Origin of the sequence: Leptospira langatensis (genome assembly GCF_004770615.1) — a bacterium.
Lineage (GTDB): Bacteria > Spirochaetota > Leptospiria > Leptospirales > Leptospiraceae > Leptospira_B > Leptospira_B langatensis.
Genome location: NZ_RQER01000007.1, coordinates 279,341 through 295,631, shown reverse-complemented (window position 1 = coordinate 295,631; position 16,291 = coordinate 279,341). Strand labels below are relative to the sequence as shown.

Genomic DNA, 16,291 nt, shown 5'->3' with positions numbered 1-16,291 from the left:
TTAGGCCGAAGTCCAGTTCTTAGACCAAGGATATCGGAAGCGGAGGGGAAGAAAAGTGGAAATACTCTCCCTAAGCTTATAAACGAAGAGGCCGATCCTCTCCTTCCAAGCGATACTCGTATTCTCCAGACTTTGAGAAGAAGGAACAAAATCATCGATGGTTAGCACCTTCACCCGAGAGCGATAATCCGTAGGCCAAGGCCTGATATCTAAACCGGTCTTTTGGAAAACCAAAATAGACCTTTCCATATGAAATGCAGAAGTGATGAGTATTGCGGATTTCCAACCTTTCTTACGGAATAACTCGGCAGTCATTTCCGCGTTTTCCTTGGTATTCCTACTTTCGGTTTCCAAGAAAATAGAATGGTTCGGCACACCTAATGAACGAAAGAATAGTGCTGCCGAATCGGATTCTTTTCTAGTTTGGAAGAATAGATTTCCGGAACCACCAGTGAATACGATCCTCGGAGCCTTCTTCTTTTGAAATAAGAAGACAGCATCCGTCATTCTTTCCGCAGCGGAAGTCAATTGCACCTGCTCATTATGCAAGGCCAGATTATCCACGGCTCCGCCTAATACCAAGATGGCGTCGGAGTTTTGGAGCTTCTCCCATTTAACTGGAGGATGGTTTTCCTCCAATCCGTAGATCATCCATTGGGAAAAACTGTCAGTGGAACATACCCAAAGAAATAAGGTGGGAAGAAGGATCCAAACCTTATGTTTGAACTTAGGAAGCCGCAGCCCAAAGAAAATAAGAAGAAGCAAGCAAGCGGGAAGCGGGAACAAAAAGGCCCCCGCAAGTTTAGATACCGCAAAGAAGAGGGTATCCATACTCACTCGAGAAGATCGCCGCCCTTGGCCCAGTTTTCTCTAGAAACCTCATCAATCACGATATAGGTAGTTTCCGGAGCTCTACCTGCTACTTTTGCAAGTGTATCGGAGAATTCTTTCACAATCGTTTTCTTTTGCTCTTTCGTGAGAGTTCCTGCGACTTTTAGATTAACATAAGGCATATTCGTAGTGATTCCTTGGATCTGCTTCTAAATTTATTTCGAACGAGGATTATGCAACGGATTTTTTTTCCAAAAACGGCAGGTTCGTTCAAGCCGGAAAGGCAAGGTTCGCTTATAATCAAACTCGAAATTGTGAGGAGTTTTACATGAAGTTCGCTAAGGAAATGGCTTTCTATTCCGCATACCACCAAGAGAAGAGAAACGTATGGATCCACGTATTAGGGGTTCCTACCATCACATTCACACTCTTCTTAGTGCTGAGTAGATTTCATATATGGAATTTGGGAGGGTTTGATATCACTGCGTCAACCGTATTCGGGTTTGTGGTTATACTCTATTATTTCACTCTAGATTTTATTTTTGCTGCGACGACTACCCTCGTTTTCGGGTCCTTGATGGCATTGGCTCAATATCTAACTGCCTCTTTGGATTCCACAACTGCTTGGACAGTATTTGCAGTAGCACAGTTAGTCGGTTGGGGAGCTCAATTTTACGGACATTTTATCTTCGAAAAAAGTCGTCCTGCTCTTTTCGACAATCTATTCCAAGCGATCGTATCGGCTCCTATCTTTGTAGTTGCAGATGTGTTCTTCGAACTTGGATATAGAAAGGACGTGCAAGAAGCAGTCCGTAAGGAACTTGCCGCTCAAGGTAAGTTGAAAACTTTCAGCACCGCTCACTAAACATTCTCTTTCCCTCTGAAAGCCCGCGTTTCTTGCGGGCGTTCTTCTTTTCTAAATATTAAACACTCTCTTAGCATTCGAATAAAAGAATCTTTTCAAAGAAGATTCCAGAAGATCCAATTCCATGGCCTGGTCCGTGCATTTCTTGAAATCCAAATGGGGGAAATTCGTCCCGAACAAGACCTTACTTCTTCCCGAAGTCTTCATATACTCCAAGAGTTGTTTCGGATAATGAGCCGGAAGATGAGCGGAAGTATCTATATAGATATTCTCATGCTTCATGCAGAGTCCGATCATCTCATCCGTCCAAGGAAAACCGATATGACCTCCTACGATCTTTAGCTCCGGAAATGTAAGAGCGACCTCATCTAGATAAGGCACCGGTCTTCCCGGTTCGGATGGCATGAGAGGACCCGTATGTCCCACTTGCGTGCAATAAGGGATCCCGAGTTCAATGCATTCCACAAAGAGAGGATAATACAATTTATGATTTGGGGGAAGTTTCCAAAGCCAAGGAAGTACGAATAAGCCCTTAAAGCCGTATTCCCGGACCGCCTTTCTTAATTCTTTCACTGCCTCTACCGGTTTTTCCAGATTTACGCCTGCGATCCCTACGAAACGATCTGGATACTTTTTTGTGTATTCGTAGATCTGTTCGTTTGTGCATACCCATTGCCCGGGACGACACCAAGCTCTCAAGAGCAATTTTTCCACTCCTGCTCTGTCCATGAGCTCAATGATATCCTCCGGGCCTAGATTCTTCTTTGCATATCCACCCGAACCGGAACGCTTAAATAAGGATAAGATCTCGGGTAATTTTTCGAACATGGATAAGAGGGAAGGCTGGGCCCAGGCGTCTATGATCTGGCCTTTGTATTTTTCTTCGTTCATTCTGAACTCCTAATATACTTTACTAAGGATATATCGTCATTAGTTTTATGTAAAACTAATTATTGTGAACGAATGGGTTTTTTAGTTCGTAATACCAAACTAATTAAAGGGAAAAATTCGCTTGTGCTACAAAATGAATGCTCTGGACTAAAGGGAATCATTGTTGACTATTTTTACTAATTTGGTAAAGTTAAACAAATTAGCTAAAGAAAGGTCGTGCTGTCGGATTGGACAAGTAAAGAATATCCATTCGAATATTCTGGCCAATTTCGGATATGTAAAGATCGGAGGTAGAATGAGTACAGTATTAGTCACCGGCGGATCCGGATTTTTAGCAAGTCATATTATTCTTCAGTTATTAAAGGACGGACATCGAGTGCGGACCACCGTAAGGAATTTAAAAAGAGAATCCGAGGTCCGGGCGATGCTGAAAGAGGGAGGAGTAGACGCTAAAGATGATCTTTCCTTCTTTGAGGCAGACTTGGAAAAGGACGCAGGTTGGCAGGAAGCAGTCCAAGGTTGCGAGTTTGTTTTGCATGTGGCTTCTCCCTTTCCTGCAGGTGTACCAAAGCATGAGGATGATCTAATTGTTCCTGCTCGAGAAGGAACGATTCGAGTGTTACGCGCTTCTAAAGAAGCGAGGGTCAAGAGGGTAGTATTGACTTCTTCTTTTGCGGCGATCGGATACGGTCATAAGCCTCAAAGCATTCCTTTCAACGAGACAAATTGGACCAACTTGAATGCAAAGGTCCCTGCATATAATAAGTCTAAGACAATTGCAGAGAAGGCGGCCTGGGACTTCATGGATCGGGAAGGGAATGGCATGGAACTTTCTGTGATCAATCCTGTCGGGATCTTTGGACCTGTCCTAGGTTCGGATTTTGCCAGTTCGATCGTATTATTGCAGCGTCTCTTAAGTGGGGCCATGCCCGGCTGTCCTGAGATCTATTTTGGGGTAGTCGATGTGCGTGACGTGGCGGATCTGCATTTGAAAGCGATGACTCATCCAAACGCCAAGGGAGAACGCTTTATTGCGGTGTCAGACGATTTTATTCCAATGATAGAGATCGCGAATATACTTAGGGAAAACCTGGGAAAATACGCGGACAAGGTTCCGAAGAAGCAATTGCCGAACCTTCTCGTGAGGCTTGCAGGTTTATTTAATCCTTTAGCTAGACAGATCCTTCCTGAATTGGGCAAGAGGAAGAATGCAACAAACGAAAAAGCGAAACGAGTTTTAGGATGGAAGCCTCGCTCCGTAGAAGAAGCGATTCTCTCTGCGGCAAAAAGTTTGGAACGTTATACGCAAAAATGAACAGTGACGTTCGTATTTGATCCTAAGAACCGAGAGGGTTGCACTCCGAACATTCTTTTGAATGTCCTACTCAAATGTGCTTGGTCCGCGAAGCCTGCCGCATGAGAAGCTTCGGTGAGATTACCACCTTCTTTCAATAGTTTTGCCGCCTCATGCAGTCTAAGCCAGAGTTGGAATTGTCTGACCGGAAGGCCCATCTGCATCTTGAATACGTGCATGAATCTGGTCTCTGAGAATCCGATCTCTTTTGCGAGTTCCGGAACGGAAATGGAACCTGGCAGAGCGGCCTTCATCTTTTCCGTGGCATCCAGTATCCTGGAGTCCAAGGAGACTCGTACAGGTTTTTGGGAGCCCACAGCATTCAGTATATCTTCAAAGAGCTCCTTGGCAGAATGACAATTTACTTTTTCTCGGAATAGATCCTTGCAACGATCCAATACAGAGTCCAGATCCTGAAACGGGATCTCCGAGATCCCTTTTCTTCCGAATCTTGCTGCAACTCCCGCATAATCGATACCATATGGGTCCATTTGCAAGACGATCAGATCGGAATGTTCCGCAAGAAGTGTGTGATAGGTATTCGGAGCTAGTACGACGGCTTGGTAGTCCTTACTTTTGTCGGACTCGTCCACGATCTGGAAATTGGAACTTAAGGAAATGATAATGGAGACTGCGTAATGGGAATGCGGGTCCGTAACGAGTCCCTTATGAGCGAGTAAGACCCTTCCTCCGAAATAAAATAGAACTCCGCTTTGATTCCCTTCCATTCTGTTTATAATCTTTTTAGAATTCTTTCCAAGGTGCGTTTTGGTTGTTCGAAAGGAAAAAAATGGGATACATTCTCCCAAGATTCCAAAGAAGAATTGGGATTTCCCTTCATGATCCTTTTTGCCGAATTAGGAGAACATACTTCGTAATCTTTTGGAATCGTAATATGCATTTCGGTGCTAAATTTTCCGTACTGCAAGAAGGCGAGGGGGTTCATGGAGGTGAAGATCTTTGCTTCCAGCTCGGGCGGGCAACATAGGACCCATTTGTCTCCTTCTTCTTTTAAACAAGAATGAAGATAGTCCTCGAAGATCTCGTCGGTCCAATTTGCGAATGTGGGAGTCTTGCGGTATGCTTTGCGGATCACATCCAGATTCTTGAATTCCCTTCTTCGTTTCATTGCACCTTTTGCCAAAGGATTTCCGAATAGAAGAGAAAGCAATGTATACGTGATATTTAAAACTACCGGATCGAGAGCGAATATCTTTTGGAATAAGCCCGGCCTATTTTGACTCGAAAGAAGAAGGCTTGCTCCTCCCATGGAATGACCTATGCCGACTATGTTCTGTAAATTCTCTTCTTCGATCAATGCTAGAACCTGATCTCTTAAGAAGAACCAATTCTTCCAATCCATATTAGATTCAGAATTCCCATGACCGCAAAAATCCAAGGCTAAGACTCTATGAGAAGAAGAGAGTTCTCGGATCAAATACGAATAGCATCCTGCAGAGAAGCCGTTCGCATGTGCGATCAGGATGGGAGATTTTTCTTTCGGACCCGAATCTAGATAAGAGAGCTGGATCCCACGGAACTGGAACGTTTTTCTATGCATTCAAGATTTGCCCTTGCTATTTCCTTTCCTTTACATTCGATGGATAGGAATTCGGGAATTCAATCCCCGGACCCGAAGACCGGGATAATACATCCTTCCATTCGGGAGATTCCGAGAAAGCAAAAATCGAACATTAGAGAAATACGAATGAAAGCAACTGTGATTCTTGTGTTTATCGTCGCGCTCTCCTTCAATGCGCTCGCCAATATCCTGATCAAAGCGAGTTCCTTAGGAGATAAAACGGATACGACTCCCGGAATTGAAGGATTGATCAAAAGTTTTATTCACCCTGTTTTCTTTGCAGGACTAGTTTCATTCGGGATCGCTTTGCTTGGATATAGATGGGTTTTAGGAAAAGGACTGAAATTATCCTTGGCCTATCCATTGTTCACCTCCGCGGGATTCATCATCGTATTACTTGCATCCGCAGTTTTCTTTAAGGAAAAATTAAACTGGTCCCAATGGACCGGGATCGCATTGATCGTGGTTGGAGTATGGCTGACCGCCGGCGAAATGTTCGATTGAGTCCTTAGATTTTTCCGACCTTAAACAATTCAGTTTCCCGTTCGTTTCAAAATTCCCAAAGTTTTCATCCTTATTTCCCGGTTTGGGAATAAGGACCGAGAGAAATAAAATCTCTCTTCTGTCAGAACAAATTTCCCAGGGCGGTCTAATGGGTAAGAGGATAAGCGCAAAGTAAGATCTCAATCGTTTCCATGCTGAAAGTATTCTGCTTCTTGGGAAGGTAAAATCTTATGAACGCTTTCGTCTTAGCGATTGCCTCGCTTATTCTTTTCTTTCTTCAATGTACTGCTGCCGATCTACGATCGGATCTGCATCCTTCTTCCAATCAATATGCGTTAGGATATTATGAAGGAGATCCTCTCCCGAGTAAAACTGCATTCCTTACATTCGACGACGGGCCCTCGGACTGGACTTCCGAAGTGCTGGATGTATTGAAAGAAGAGAACGTTAAGGCCACCTTCTTCGTTTGCGGTGCTTGGCTTCCGCAGAAAAGCAGGAGCGGTAATAGCTTTCAGAAGTATAGGGACACTCTGATCCGAATGAGAAAAGAGGGCCACGTAGTAGGAAACCATACTTTAGGTCATCCGAATCTTGCGAATATGTCGGAGGCAAGGATAGAAAGGCAGTTGGATGAGAACGAGAGATTGTATAGAAAGGAATTGGGAGAATATTCAGAAAAACTAACGTTGCTCCGTCCTCCTTTCGGATCTCCTTATAACAGGAATTTGAGCGAGGAGAAGAAGAAAAGAGTAAGCTCCGTTCTGCAAAAGAAAGGGATCGTCTTCATGTGGTCTAAGGCTTTCGATTCTTCCGATTCCAAAGAGTGGGTCAGAGGAGAATGGTATGAGAAGGGGCCGAGGATCAACATAGAGAGCGACCGGTTCCGAGCGAAAATGGATCGGATCTATATGAAGCTTACTTCTAAAACGGACGGGCAAGGAATAGTGATCCTATTCCATGATACGCATCCAACCACCAAAGAAGTGTTACCATTCGTAATAGAAAAATTAAAAGAAGAAGGATATAAGTTCGGAACTGCAGAAGATTATGCAAAATGGCGCTGGGGAAAAACGACCAAAGAAGTTTTAGAAGAGTAAATGTGAACGCTGTTTTTTAGAATTAAAAATGACTTTCCTTCTCTCCTTTTAGATCTAAACAGGTCGGAAGTTAAACAGCAGGAAGATTATATAAAATGAACAAAGGTCCACTTTCCGGAGTTAAGGTCGTAGATCTCAGCCTTCTTCTTCCCGGTCCTTTATGCTCCATGTATCTGGGAGACATGGGAGCTGAAATCATCAAGATAGAAAATCCAAGAGCCATGGATGCGACCAGAGTCATGTTCAAGAAAGACAACGGGGCTCCTTCTCTGTATCTCATGCTGAATCGGAATAAGAAGGCGATCACTCTCAATCTTAAGAGGGAGAAGTCTAAGGAGATCCTTTTTAAGCTTTTAGAAGACGCCGATATCCTTTTGGAAGGCTTTCGACCGGATGGACTTTCCAAGATGGGACTCGGGTACGAAGACCTAAAGGAAAAGTTCCCTAGATTGATCTACTGTGGAATTTATGGTTACGGTGACTCCGGTGCTTATAAGGATTTTGCGGGCCACGATCTGAATTATCTCTCCTTATCCGGAGTTCTTTCTCAGACAGGCAAAAAGCCTCAGGCTCCCGGTTTTCAATTGGCGGATATAGGAGGGGGAACTCTGACTGCGTTATCTTCCATTCTTGCCGCATTGTATTATAGGGAAAAGACGGGAAGAGGACAGAAGATCGCCGTTTCCATGATGGAAGCTTCTTTGCAATTCATCTCCTTGTATGGAGGGATCTATTCCGCAACCGGAAAGGATCCGGAAGGGGGGAATGAATTGCTTTCCGGGAAATTGCCGAACTATAGCACCTATCAAACGAAAGAAGGTAGATGGGTTGCGTTAGGCGCTCTCGAAGAGATGTTCTTTAAGACCTTCCTTCGCCAATCCGGTTTGGATTCTCATTTGGAAAGAGTCCCGATCGCAGAGTCTCACTTTGCCGAATGGAAGAAGATCCTGACCGAATACTTTGCCTCTAAGACGTTAGCCGATCTCGATCCGATCTTTCAAAATCCGGATTCTTGTTTAACTCCAGTGAAAACGATGGATGAAGTGGCACATGATCCTGTTCTTCGTGAGAAGGGGTTGATCTTGGATCGCAAGCATCCAGAGTATGGGGACTATATTCAATTCGGTTCTCCGTTTCCTTTTTCCGAAAGCAAGGTCACCTATCGCAGTGAACCTCCAGCTCACGGAGAGCATAATGCCGAGATCCTGAGATCTCTCGGATATTCGGACGCGGATATCGAGGAATTGAAAAAGGATAAAGTGATTTAGGTTCTCGTTCGGGTCCAAGTTCCTACGACAGATGGAAAGAGTTCCCACGTGGTGGGAACTCTTTAAAATTCTAGTTGCGAAAGTAGGTAATCTGTGATATAGGCGAAGGGTTCTCCCACTGGCCCACCTCCACCACCCAATTCAGGGTGGGGGCCGCCTTTGCAAAATTCCTTGTAGGAACTTTTTCCGGAAGGCAAAAAAAACTTTTCGCACGCAGGAAATAAATTAGGGTCTATTTCCTGTGAAAATGAAACACTTACTCCATCTATCTCTCCTCCTCGCGATGTTCCCATATTGCGCGGTCACTTCGAATCAATCCGTCTCCGTTTCCAAAGGAACCGCGGCGGAATTGCAAAACATCCCACTCACTGAAAAAGGTCCGATCGTTCTTAAGAAGATCGTAGCATCCGATTGGCTTGCAGATCGAGAAGGACTGATCAATTTCAAAGATCCGAAAGTAGCCGCTGCCGGATTGCAGCCCGGAAAAGAACCCATCCAGATCTACTTTTATGTGATCGATCATCCTAAATTCGGGAGATTCGTAGTCGATACCGGGATGGCAGATGTGTTTCGCAAGGACCAGAAGGAATGGCCAGTCTCGGGGATCGTTGCTTCTCAAATGAATATACCGGATCTAAAGATCCATACTACGATCAAAGAATGGATGGCAAAAGACCCTAAGAAGGTAGAGGGAATCTTCTTAACTCATATGCATTTGGATCATATCTTCGGGGTTTCCGATTTTCCTGTAGGAACTCCGATCTATACTGGACCGAACGAGCCTGGAGATTCCCGTTTTCTTCATATGTTCGTACAGGGGACAACGGATAGGGTTCTCGGACCAAACACTGTACTTTCCGAGTTAAACTTCTCCGGAAAGGAAGAAGGTTCTAAGATCAATATTATCGATTTCTTTGGAGACCAATCCTTTTACGTGATCTATGTTCCGGGCCATACTGCTGGAAGCCTGGCATTCTTAGTGAAATCCACAACCGGTACTCAATTACTTACAGGAGATACCTGCCATACGAAATGGGGTTGGGAGAATAGCGTAACTCCCGGCGGATTCACCAAGGATCAAGACGCGAATGTTGCGAGTTTGAATCTTCTAAAACAGATCGCCGCAAAATTCCCTAAGATCCAAGTACACCCAGGGCACCAAAGTTTCACTGCAATCGCACCTACAAAGTAACAGTTAAATCTAAAAAGAGCTTAGCGAAGGCTAGGCTCTTTTTAGATCAAAAATAAATCTTTGGTGGAAGCAGTCCTTCCATGTAGAAGAAGCATTTTTTGAAACAGAACGAACGTTCTGTTTTTTATAAGTGTTCAAATCGCCAAAATGCGCTAAAATAAGTAGAATTCCCGAAATTCTGTCCCATTAGAGATAAAATGAACGCTCACTTAGCTATGTTTTTCTTGATTGAATCGACCCTGGCGAAAAATTAGGACTAGAAACTCTCGCAAGAAGGGAAAAGATGTATCAGGAACTGACTGAGCAACAAATCGAGATTAGGGACACGATCCGCAGCTTCGTTAAGAAGGAGATCACCCATGAGGTTGCCATCCACTGGGACGAAGAAAACAAACATCCGGAAGAACTTATTAATAGAATGAGAACCGAGCTTGGAGTCAATGGACTCACTATCCCCGAGGAATACGGTGGATGGGGACTTGGTTCCGTAGAACAGTGTCTTGTAACCGAAGAACTTTCCAGAGGATGCCTCGGGATCAGCCTTTGTTTCGGATACACCGGTTTGGGAATTCTTCCGATCATGAAAGGTGCAAGCCATGAACAAAAGAAAAAATGGCTCCAACCGGTAATCGACGGAGAATACGGAGTTTCCTTCTGTCTTTCCGAGCCTGGCGCAGGTTCTGACGTTCCAGGAATGAGCACTACTGCAGTGAAAAAAGGCGACAAATGGGTCATCAACGGAACCAAACAATGGATCACCGGTGGTGGAAGCGCAGGCGCTTATACCGTTTTCGCATATACCGATAAAGGTCGTGGAACTCGCGGAGTTTCCTGCTTCTACGTAAAACGCGACACTCCAGGTCTGATCGTAGGTAAAAAAGAAGATAAACTTGGAATTCGTGCATCCGACACTCGTCAGATCATCTTCGAAGACTGCGCAGTTGAAGAAGTAAACATGATCGGAAAAGAGAACCTCGGTTTCATCTACGCACTTCAAACTCTGAACGCTTCTCGTCCTTACGTGGCAGCTATGGGAGTGGGTGTTGCGCAAGCAGCTTTAGACCACGCTTCCAAATATGCTCGTCAAAGAGAGCAGTTTGGATCCAAGATCTCCAGCTTCCAGGCAGTTCAGCACATGCTTGCTGACATGTCTATCGGGGTAGAGACTGCACGTCAGATCTGCTATCTTTCCGCTCGCATGTCCGACGCTGATGATCCTCGTTTACCTAAGTATTCTGCAATCGCCAAAGCATACTGCTCTGAAACCGCAATGAAAGCGGCAACCGATGCAGTTCAGATCTACGGTGGATACGGATACACTAAAGAATATCCTGTTGAAAAACTGATGAGAGACGCGAAAATCCTTTGTATCTTCGAAGGAACGACTCAAATCCAAAAGAACGAGATCGCAGCTTACGTAATTCGCGAGGCAGCTTCCGCAAAATAAGAATTCGAAAGAATTCAATATTCGGATTTCTGAATATAAGAGATCCTTTAGAAAGCGCCGGTTTTCCCGGCGCTTTTTTTATCTTAGGGCGGTTCCTTTCGAGGACCAATAGAAAGTGAGCGAAAAGGTTCCTACAAGAACTTGAAAGAGTTCCTACAGCGTGGGAACTGTTGGAAATTTCGGTTGAAGGAATAAAGATTTTATGATATAGGGCAAGGGTTCTCCCACAGGGCCCTCCTCCCCACCCGAACCAGGGCGGGGGCCGCCTTCTGTAAAATTCTATGTAGGAACTATTTCTCGCTCTTTCTCTTCGACTTGATCCGGCTCAAGGAAACCGGAGTGATCCCCAAATAGGCTGCGATATGATACTGAGGCACGAGCTCTTCTATATCAGGATAGGTTTGCAATAAGGACTCATATCGGGCTTCCGCATCCAAGGCCAAGAGTTCGTATTCTCGTTTGGCCTTCTTTAAGAAGAGAAGTTCTGCGAACCTTCTTCCCAATCTTTCCCAAGCTATGTCTTGGGAAAAGAGGGCTCGTAACTCGGAAAATTTTGCGACTCCCAGTTTGCAATCTGTGATCGCTCGGATCGTGCAGGTAGAAGGTTGGTTGGAAAGAAGATCGAAATAAGAGCCGGTGAATTCTCCTGGAAAATTGAAGCTCTTGATATACTCGTTACCTTGGTCGGTAAGATAATATTCTCTTAATACTCCGGAGAAAACGAATGCGAACTCGGTTGCGTTACCGCCTTGCTTTACGAAATAATCTCCGTATTCCAGATTGCGGACCGTATATAGATTACCGGCCTTAGACCAAATTTCTTTGGGGATGGGAGAAACCAGATTTACTGTCTCGTAGATCATTTCCCAGTCCGGTTCACCTTCTTTGAGCTTGTATTCCCCCACGACCTATAGGGAAGGCCGGGGAGGAATTTTTGCAAATCATATTGACCAGCTGATTCTAAAAAGGCGAAACCTTCTTCCTTTAATATATTGTTTGTAAAAAGGGAAGGGTAACTTGCAGGAATGCTTTCGGGTCTTCCGCAAAAGGGACGTGCCCCGTTTTAAGGAGGGCTATTTGGGATCCCTGTATCTTCTCATGTAACTGAGTCGCTATCTTAGCTTCTATTACCGGATCAAATTCTCCCCAAACGATGAGAGTAGGAGCCTTGATCCGATCCACCTTCGCTCTTAGATCGTGTCTTTCGTCTAAGAAGCTTTTCCAGATAGCTGCATTCACTTCCTTTGCACCTTCTATATTTTCTCTTTCTTTGATACGGGAGAGAATGGATTGCGTGTGTCGATTCTTGATCTTGATATATTGATTCGGGAAGAAGTTCCAAACTAAACCTGTGAACCATACTTTTCCTTTAAGTGCGGAGAAGTTCCTGGCAACCCAATTTGGTTCGTTCATTCCTCCGGAATCCACAAGGATCAATCCTTTGACTAGTTCCGGTCTTTGAAGAGCAAGGTTTAAGGACGCAAATCCGCCTATGGAATTTCCGATGAGTACGGCTCCTTCCGGCGCGAGATCTTTTACAAGGTCGGGAATGATCTGAGCGTATTCCACTGCAGAGGCAGAAGAACTGGGCTCGGGATTGGGAGACATTCCATGCCCTGGCCAATCGATTGAGATCACCTTGTATTTTGCACTAAGCTCCGGAAGAACGGAGTCGAAGTCTTGGTGATCATGTCCCGCGGAATGGAGAAGTATGATCGGTTTTCCTTTTCCTTCTATCCAATATGCGATCTTTCCTAACTTAGAAGGAAAGAATCCTGTCGGCTTCTTCTCTACCCCGGATGGATTTTCTATCGTTGTTTCCATGCTCTGTGCTCCCATACAATGGAATATCATGAAACTTACTAACATGATAGTAAGAATGAATTGTCGTTTCATGTATAGAGTCTGCACTCAAATACGGGAAGAGTCAATCATCCGAGAACTCTCCTAAGCATGAAAGCGGTTATCCTATGTTAATCAGGATTTATCTGGAGACTACCCACTTCACTAATTGCACCACAGGATTCAGCCACTTTGGAACTCCTTTGTGATACGAATTCGGGAATAAAAGAAAATTCTCTATGGGAAAGATCAATTCTTTGTCCAATAGCTCCTGCTTATTTTGGAAAGAGTTAAGCTTGTCCGGATTCAATACATTCATGATCTTCCAGATCCCCTCTTCTTCGATGAGGAAATTTTGGAAGTATACAGGCTCGTTCCCGTTATAGCCGATGAGGGATTCCGCTCCATTTACGAACGTATAATAGAAGTCCAATTGGTGTCGAAGCGGATTCGCACGCACCTTATTTAGGAAATGAGAAACCCTTTCTTGTCCATAGATAGGGATCCTTGCCGCGTTTACTTTTCCTCCTCCGTCCGACCAGATCACGATCTCTTCCTTCAAGAAAGGGACAAGAAGTTCCGGTTTTCCCTTGGATGCTGCTAAAAGAAAATCTCTGAAGATCTTCTTTCTGGTTTCCGGATTTGCTTCATACCTTCTGCGGCTGGTCTTTAAAGCTTCCTTGGCTCTTTTGAGGATCTGACGACAATTCTCGACAGACTTGCCGACTACTTCGGAAATCGAGTCGTACTCCATTTCGAAGGTCTCTCTCAGTAGAAAGACGGCTCTCTCGATTGGATTCAATTTTTCTAATATATGGAGGAAGGCCAGATCCAATGTCTCCGAATCAGGTTCTTCCTCCGAAGAGACCGGAGCCATAGGCTCCGGTAACCAAGGGCCGATATAAGTTTCTCGTTTTCTTTTGGCCTTTCGGAGAGAATCCAAGGAAAGCCTCGCGGCGATCGTAGATAAGAAAGCCTTGGGAGACTTTATGCTGATCTCCTTCGCTTTTTCCCAACGAAGAAAACTCTCTTGGACTATATCTTCCGCCTCCGTGACGCTACCTGTCATTCTATAGGCGATCCCGAAAACGATTCCCTTATGTTCGATGAATTGGTCTAGTTTCTCTTGGTTCGTCATTTTGCGTTTGTGGCTAAAAGCCCTTCTTCTTTTTTAACGACTTCTTGCTTTGCCTTAGGGATTGGATAAAAATCAAAGTATTTCTCCATTCTTAAGGATAGGATGGTGAATTTACAAATCGTTTCCTTAATAAAAGCCGCCATCTTTCCTGTCCAAATTTTCTCCACAGGAACATCGTCCGGTTGTACTGACTGCACGATCCCTCTATTTCTTCCCAGGCTAACGCAACGGATCACATAGGCCATGGAGAATGGAGTATTTCCTACGGAAGTTTTCAATCCTAAGAGCCCTGAGATCCTTTCCGCCATATAGATCCCCATTGGCAGAGCAGTAGCGCATGCCATTCTGAGCGGAGAATATTGTTCACCTTCCGGTTTTACAGCGTCTCCGGCGCCTATAATATTCGAATATTCAGGAACTTGCATGTATTCGTCTAAAATTACCTGTCCATTCGGATAATGAGGCAGACCGGATTTCGATCCCAGATCCGAGGCAACGAATCCGACAGAGGTCACGCAATAGTCGTGGAAATGAAAGCTCCCCTTAGAAGTTTGGATATGGTCCTCTCCTAGGGACTCCGCCTTGCTGTCCTCGACGACTTCGATCTTAAGATCGCTTAATATCTTTCTAATATACTCCGCACCTACGGAAGAGAACGATTTTCCGACCGATCCTGAGTCCATAAGGGTAACACGAGCATGAGGATAAGTCTCGGCAATCTCAGTGGCAGTCTCTATTCCTGTAAGTCCCGCACCTAAAACGGTAACCCTTGGTGAAGAAGACTTCTCCATTTTCTTTCTCAATTGCGAGCAATCTTCCGGATTTACGATAGAAAAGTAATTGCCCGGAAGATTTTTCAGGTTAACACTTCTCATTCCCGGAGTATAACCTAAGAAATCATAAGAGATTGCTTCTCCGTTTTCCAAGATCACTCTGTTGTTTTGCGGTTCTATTTTCGTTGCTTTTGCGAGAACAAGATCCACTTTCTTATGGAGTAGGTCCCGGATAGAATGAGTCTTTTTCAGGTTCCCCGCAATGACCTGATGGTTTCGGATCTTCTCCACGAAATTCGGATTTGCGGTAAGAAGTGTGATTTGAAGATCTTCCTTCTTCCGAGCCAAACGATTTGCGGCTATGATCCCGGCATAGCCTCCACCAAGGATTAAAATGTTCTTCTTTGACATGGAATTCCTCCCGTTCTACAAGGAAGACGTCTTTGCCTTTGAGGCTGTGACACCTGTTTCGATTTTATTCGAGAAGGTATTGGGACGAAAGGGACTCTCTTTTATTAGGAGATTGACAAGGCGCAACTTTGTCGCATCCTGGGTAGGGAACTATGAATCGCTTCTTTTCCATTCTGGTCTTTGTTTTCTCCCTCTTCTTCTTATTAGAGTGCAAGGATAAACGTCCTAAGCCTGAGTTGGAGAAATTCGTAGTTAAGAATGTGATCCATCCTAGCAATAATCCATTTAACGAGGATAAAGTAGAGTTAGGAAAGATCTTATATTTCGATCCTCGTCTTTCCTATAAAGAAGATGCGAGCTGCGCGAGCTGCCATAATTCCGCTACCCCGTCCGAAGGCTTCCCTAGAAATAAGATCCATAATCCGGCACCTTCTCTAACGAACGTTGCCTTATACAAGGATGTGTTCAAGGATCCCGAAGCAATCGAACTAGAAGATATCGTAAAGGAAAAAGTGCATTCCTCCCTGTTGTTAAGAGATGAGGCAAAGACTGTGCAGAGGCTTTCGTCCATCCAAGGATATAGGGAACTTTTCAATCGCGCCTTTGGGACTCCCGAGATCACATTGGATCGGATCGTGCTTTCTCTTTCCACATTCCAAAGGACGATCGTAAGTAAGAATTCCAGCTTCGATCGATTCGTTATGGGAGAAGAGACCGCGCTGACTCCTGCACAGATCCGCGGTTGGAATATTTTCCAGAACAAGGCCAAATGCGTGCAATGTCATCATGGTCCTAATTTTTCAGATTCGGAACTGCATGCTACTGGACTTCCTGGGATCAGCGATAAGGTCCGAACTCCCACCTTGAGAGATGTGAGTAAAAAGAAACTCTTCATGCATAATGGTGCCTTCGGCTCTCTGGAGGATACGGTGAACCACTTTGCAGATGGGGGACATGCAAAAGGAATTCGGGACCCTCTCTTAAAGCCTGCGCAACTTTCCGATCAGGACAAGAAGGATCTGATCGAATTCTTAAAGGCACTAGAAGGGGAACCTATTCAATGGGAAATCCCTTCTATTCCGAAAGCTTAATAAAC

17 protein-coding genes are annotated in these 16,291 nt (G+C 44.6%); 8 read left to right on the top strand and 9 right to left on the bottom strand.

Features of this window, described 5'->3' with window-relative positions; all coding sequences use genetic code 11:
- Both EHO57_RS13030 and EHO57_RS13025 read right to left on the bottom strand, forming a co-directional pair.
- On the bottom strand, positions 1 to 831 hold the full coding sequence (locus EHO57_RS13030; protein ID WP_135645721.1) for a YdcF family protein: 831 nt from the start codon (positions 829 to 831) through the stop codon (positions 1 to 3).
- Positions 832 to 833: 2 nt separating this feature from the next.
- Entirely contained in the window at positions 834 to 1,013 is a 180-nt protein-coding gene (locus tag EHO57_RS13025; protein ID WP_135645672.1) for a tautomerase family protein, read from the bottom strand.
- Between the two features lie 146 nt (positions 1,014 to 1,159).
- On the opposite strand from EHO57_RS13025, the gene EHO57_RS13020 reads away from it, so the two are divergent.
- Positions 1,160 to 1,696 (top strand): Mpo1 family 2-hydroxy fatty acid dioxygenase, encoded by a 537-nt coding sequence (locus tag EHO57_RS13020; protein WP_135645673.1) that lies wholly within the window; start codon positions 1,160 to 1,162, stop codon positions 1,694 to 1,696.
- Between the two features lie 51 nt (positions 1,697 to 1,747).
- Here the strand turns inward: EHO57_RS13020 and EHO57_RS13015 are convergent, their stop codons facing one another.
- A complete protein-coding gene (locus EHO57_RS13015) occupies positions 1,748 to 2,587 on the bottom strand; it encodes an amidohydrolase family protein (RefSeq protein WP_135645674.1) in 840 nt (279 codons plus the stop codon).
- 295 nt (positions 2,588 to 2,882) lie between these two features.
- Between EHO57_RS13015 and EHO57_RS13010 the strand changes: the two genes are divergently transcribed.
- On the top strand, positions 2,883 to 3,902 hold the full coding sequence (locus EHO57_RS13010; protein WP_135645675.1) for an SDR family oxidoreductase: 1,020 nt from the start codon (positions 2,883 to 2,885) through the stop codon (positions 3,900 to 3,902).
- Here the strand turns inward: EHO57_RS13010 and EHO57_RS13005 are convergent.
- Positions 3,887 to 4,669, bottom strand: coding sequence for a helix-turn-helix domain-containing protein (locus tag EHO57_RS13005; protein ID WP_135645676.1), 783 nt, complete (start codon positions 4,667 to 4,669; stop codon positions 3,887 to 3,889). The two genes, EHO57_RS13010 and EHO57_RS13005, sit on opposite strands and share 16 nt — an antisense overlap.
- A gap of 5 nt (positions 4,670 to 4,674) precedes the next feature.
- Entirely contained in the window at positions 4,675 to 5,502 is an 828-nt protein-coding gene (locus EHO57_RS13000) for an alpha/beta fold hydrolase (RefSeq protein ID WP_135645677.1), read from the bottom strand.
- A gap of 147 nt (positions 5,503 to 5,649) precedes the next feature.
- Between EHO57_RS13000 and EHO57_RS12995 the strand changes: the two genes are divergently transcribed.
- The 5 genes from EHO57_RS12995 to EHO57_RS12975 all read left to right on the top strand — a co-directional run bounded on the left by EHO57_RS12995 (position 5,650) and on the right by EHO57_RS12975 (position 11,031).
- Positions 5,650 to 6,027 carry an SMR family transporter gene (locus tag EHO57_RS12995; protein WP_135645678.1) on the top strand — a complete coding sequence of 126 codons (378 nt, stop codon included), beginning with the start codon at positions 5,650 to 5,652 and terminating at the stop codon, positions 6,025 to 6,027.
- A 230-nt stretch (positions 6,028 to 6,257) separates the two neighbouring features.
- Positions 6,258 to 7,124: a polysaccharide deacetylase family protein gene (locus tag EHO57_RS12990; RefSeq protein WP_135645679.1), complete on the top strand. Its 867-nt coding sequence runs from the start codon at positions 6,258 to 6,260 to the stop codon at positions 7,122 to 7,124.
- A gap of 95 nt (positions 7,125 to 7,219) precedes the next feature.
- The gene (locus EHO57_RS12985) at positions 7,220 to 8,392 is read left to right on the top strand and encodes a CaiB/BaiF CoA transferase family protein (protein WP_135645680.1); all 1,173 of its coding nucleotides are present in this window, start codon (positions 7,220 to 7,222) and stop codon (positions 8,390 to 8,392) included.
- Positions 8,393 to 8,639: 247 nt separating this feature from the next.
- On the top strand, positions 8,640 to 9,584 hold the full coding sequence (locus EHO57_RS12980; RefSeq protein ID WP_210410038.1) for an MBL fold metallo-hydrolase: 945 nt from the start codon (positions 8,640 to 8,642) through the stop codon (positions 9,582 to 9,584).
- A gap of 283 nt (positions 9,585 to 9,867) precedes the next feature.
- Positions 9,868 to 11,031 (top strand): acyl-CoA dehydrogenase family protein, encoded by a 1,164-nt coding sequence (locus tag EHO57_RS12975; RefSeq protein WP_135645682.1) that lies wholly within the window; start codon positions 9,868 to 9,870, stop codon positions 11,029 to 11,031.
- Between the two features lie 290 nt (positions 11,032 to 11,321).
- On the opposite strand, the gene EHO57_RS12970 is transcribed toward EHO57_RS12975, so the two are convergent.
- The 4 genes from EHO57_RS12970 to EHO57_RS12955 all read right to left on the bottom strand — a co-directional run bounded on the left by EHO57_RS12970 (position 11,322) and on the right by EHO57_RS12955 (position 15,195).
- Positions 11,322 to 11,894 (bottom strand): Crp/Fnr family transcriptional regulator, encoded by a 573-nt coding sequence (locus tag EHO57_RS12970; RefSeq protein ID WP_135645683.1) that lies wholly within the window; start codon positions 11,892 to 11,894, stop codon positions 11,322 to 11,324.
- A 121-nt stretch (positions 11,895 to 12,015) separates the two neighbouring features.
- Entirely contained in the window at positions 12,016 to 12,927 is a 912-nt protein-coding gene (locus EHO57_RS12965) for an alpha/beta fold hydrolase (protein ID WP_425460787.1), read from the bottom strand.
- A gap of 88 nt (positions 12,928 to 13,015) precedes the next feature.
- Positions 13,016 to 14,011, bottom strand: coding sequence for a sigma-70 family RNA polymerase sigma factor (locus EHO57_RS12960; RefSeq protein ID WP_135645684.1), 996 nt, complete (start codon positions 14,009 to 14,011; stop codon positions 13,016 to 13,018).
- A complete protein-coding gene (locus EHO57_RS12955; protein ID WP_135645685.1) occupies positions 14,008 to 15,195 on the bottom strand; it encodes an NAD(P)/FAD-dependent oxidoreductase in 1,188 nt (395 codons plus the stop codon). The genes EHO57_RS12960 and EHO57_RS12955 overlap by 4 nt, the downstream gene beginning before the upstream one ends.
- A gap of 152 nt (positions 15,196 to 15,347) precedes the next feature.
- Between EHO57_RS12955 and EHO57_RS12950 the strand changes: the two genes are divergently transcribed.
- Positions 15,348 to 16,286 (top strand): cytochrome-c peroxidase, encoded by a 939-nt coding sequence (locus EHO57_RS12950; RefSeq protein WP_135645686.1) that lies wholly within the window; start codon positions 15,348 to 15,350, stop codon positions 16,284 to 16,286.
- Positions 16,287 to 16,291 lie beyond the last annotated feature (5 nt).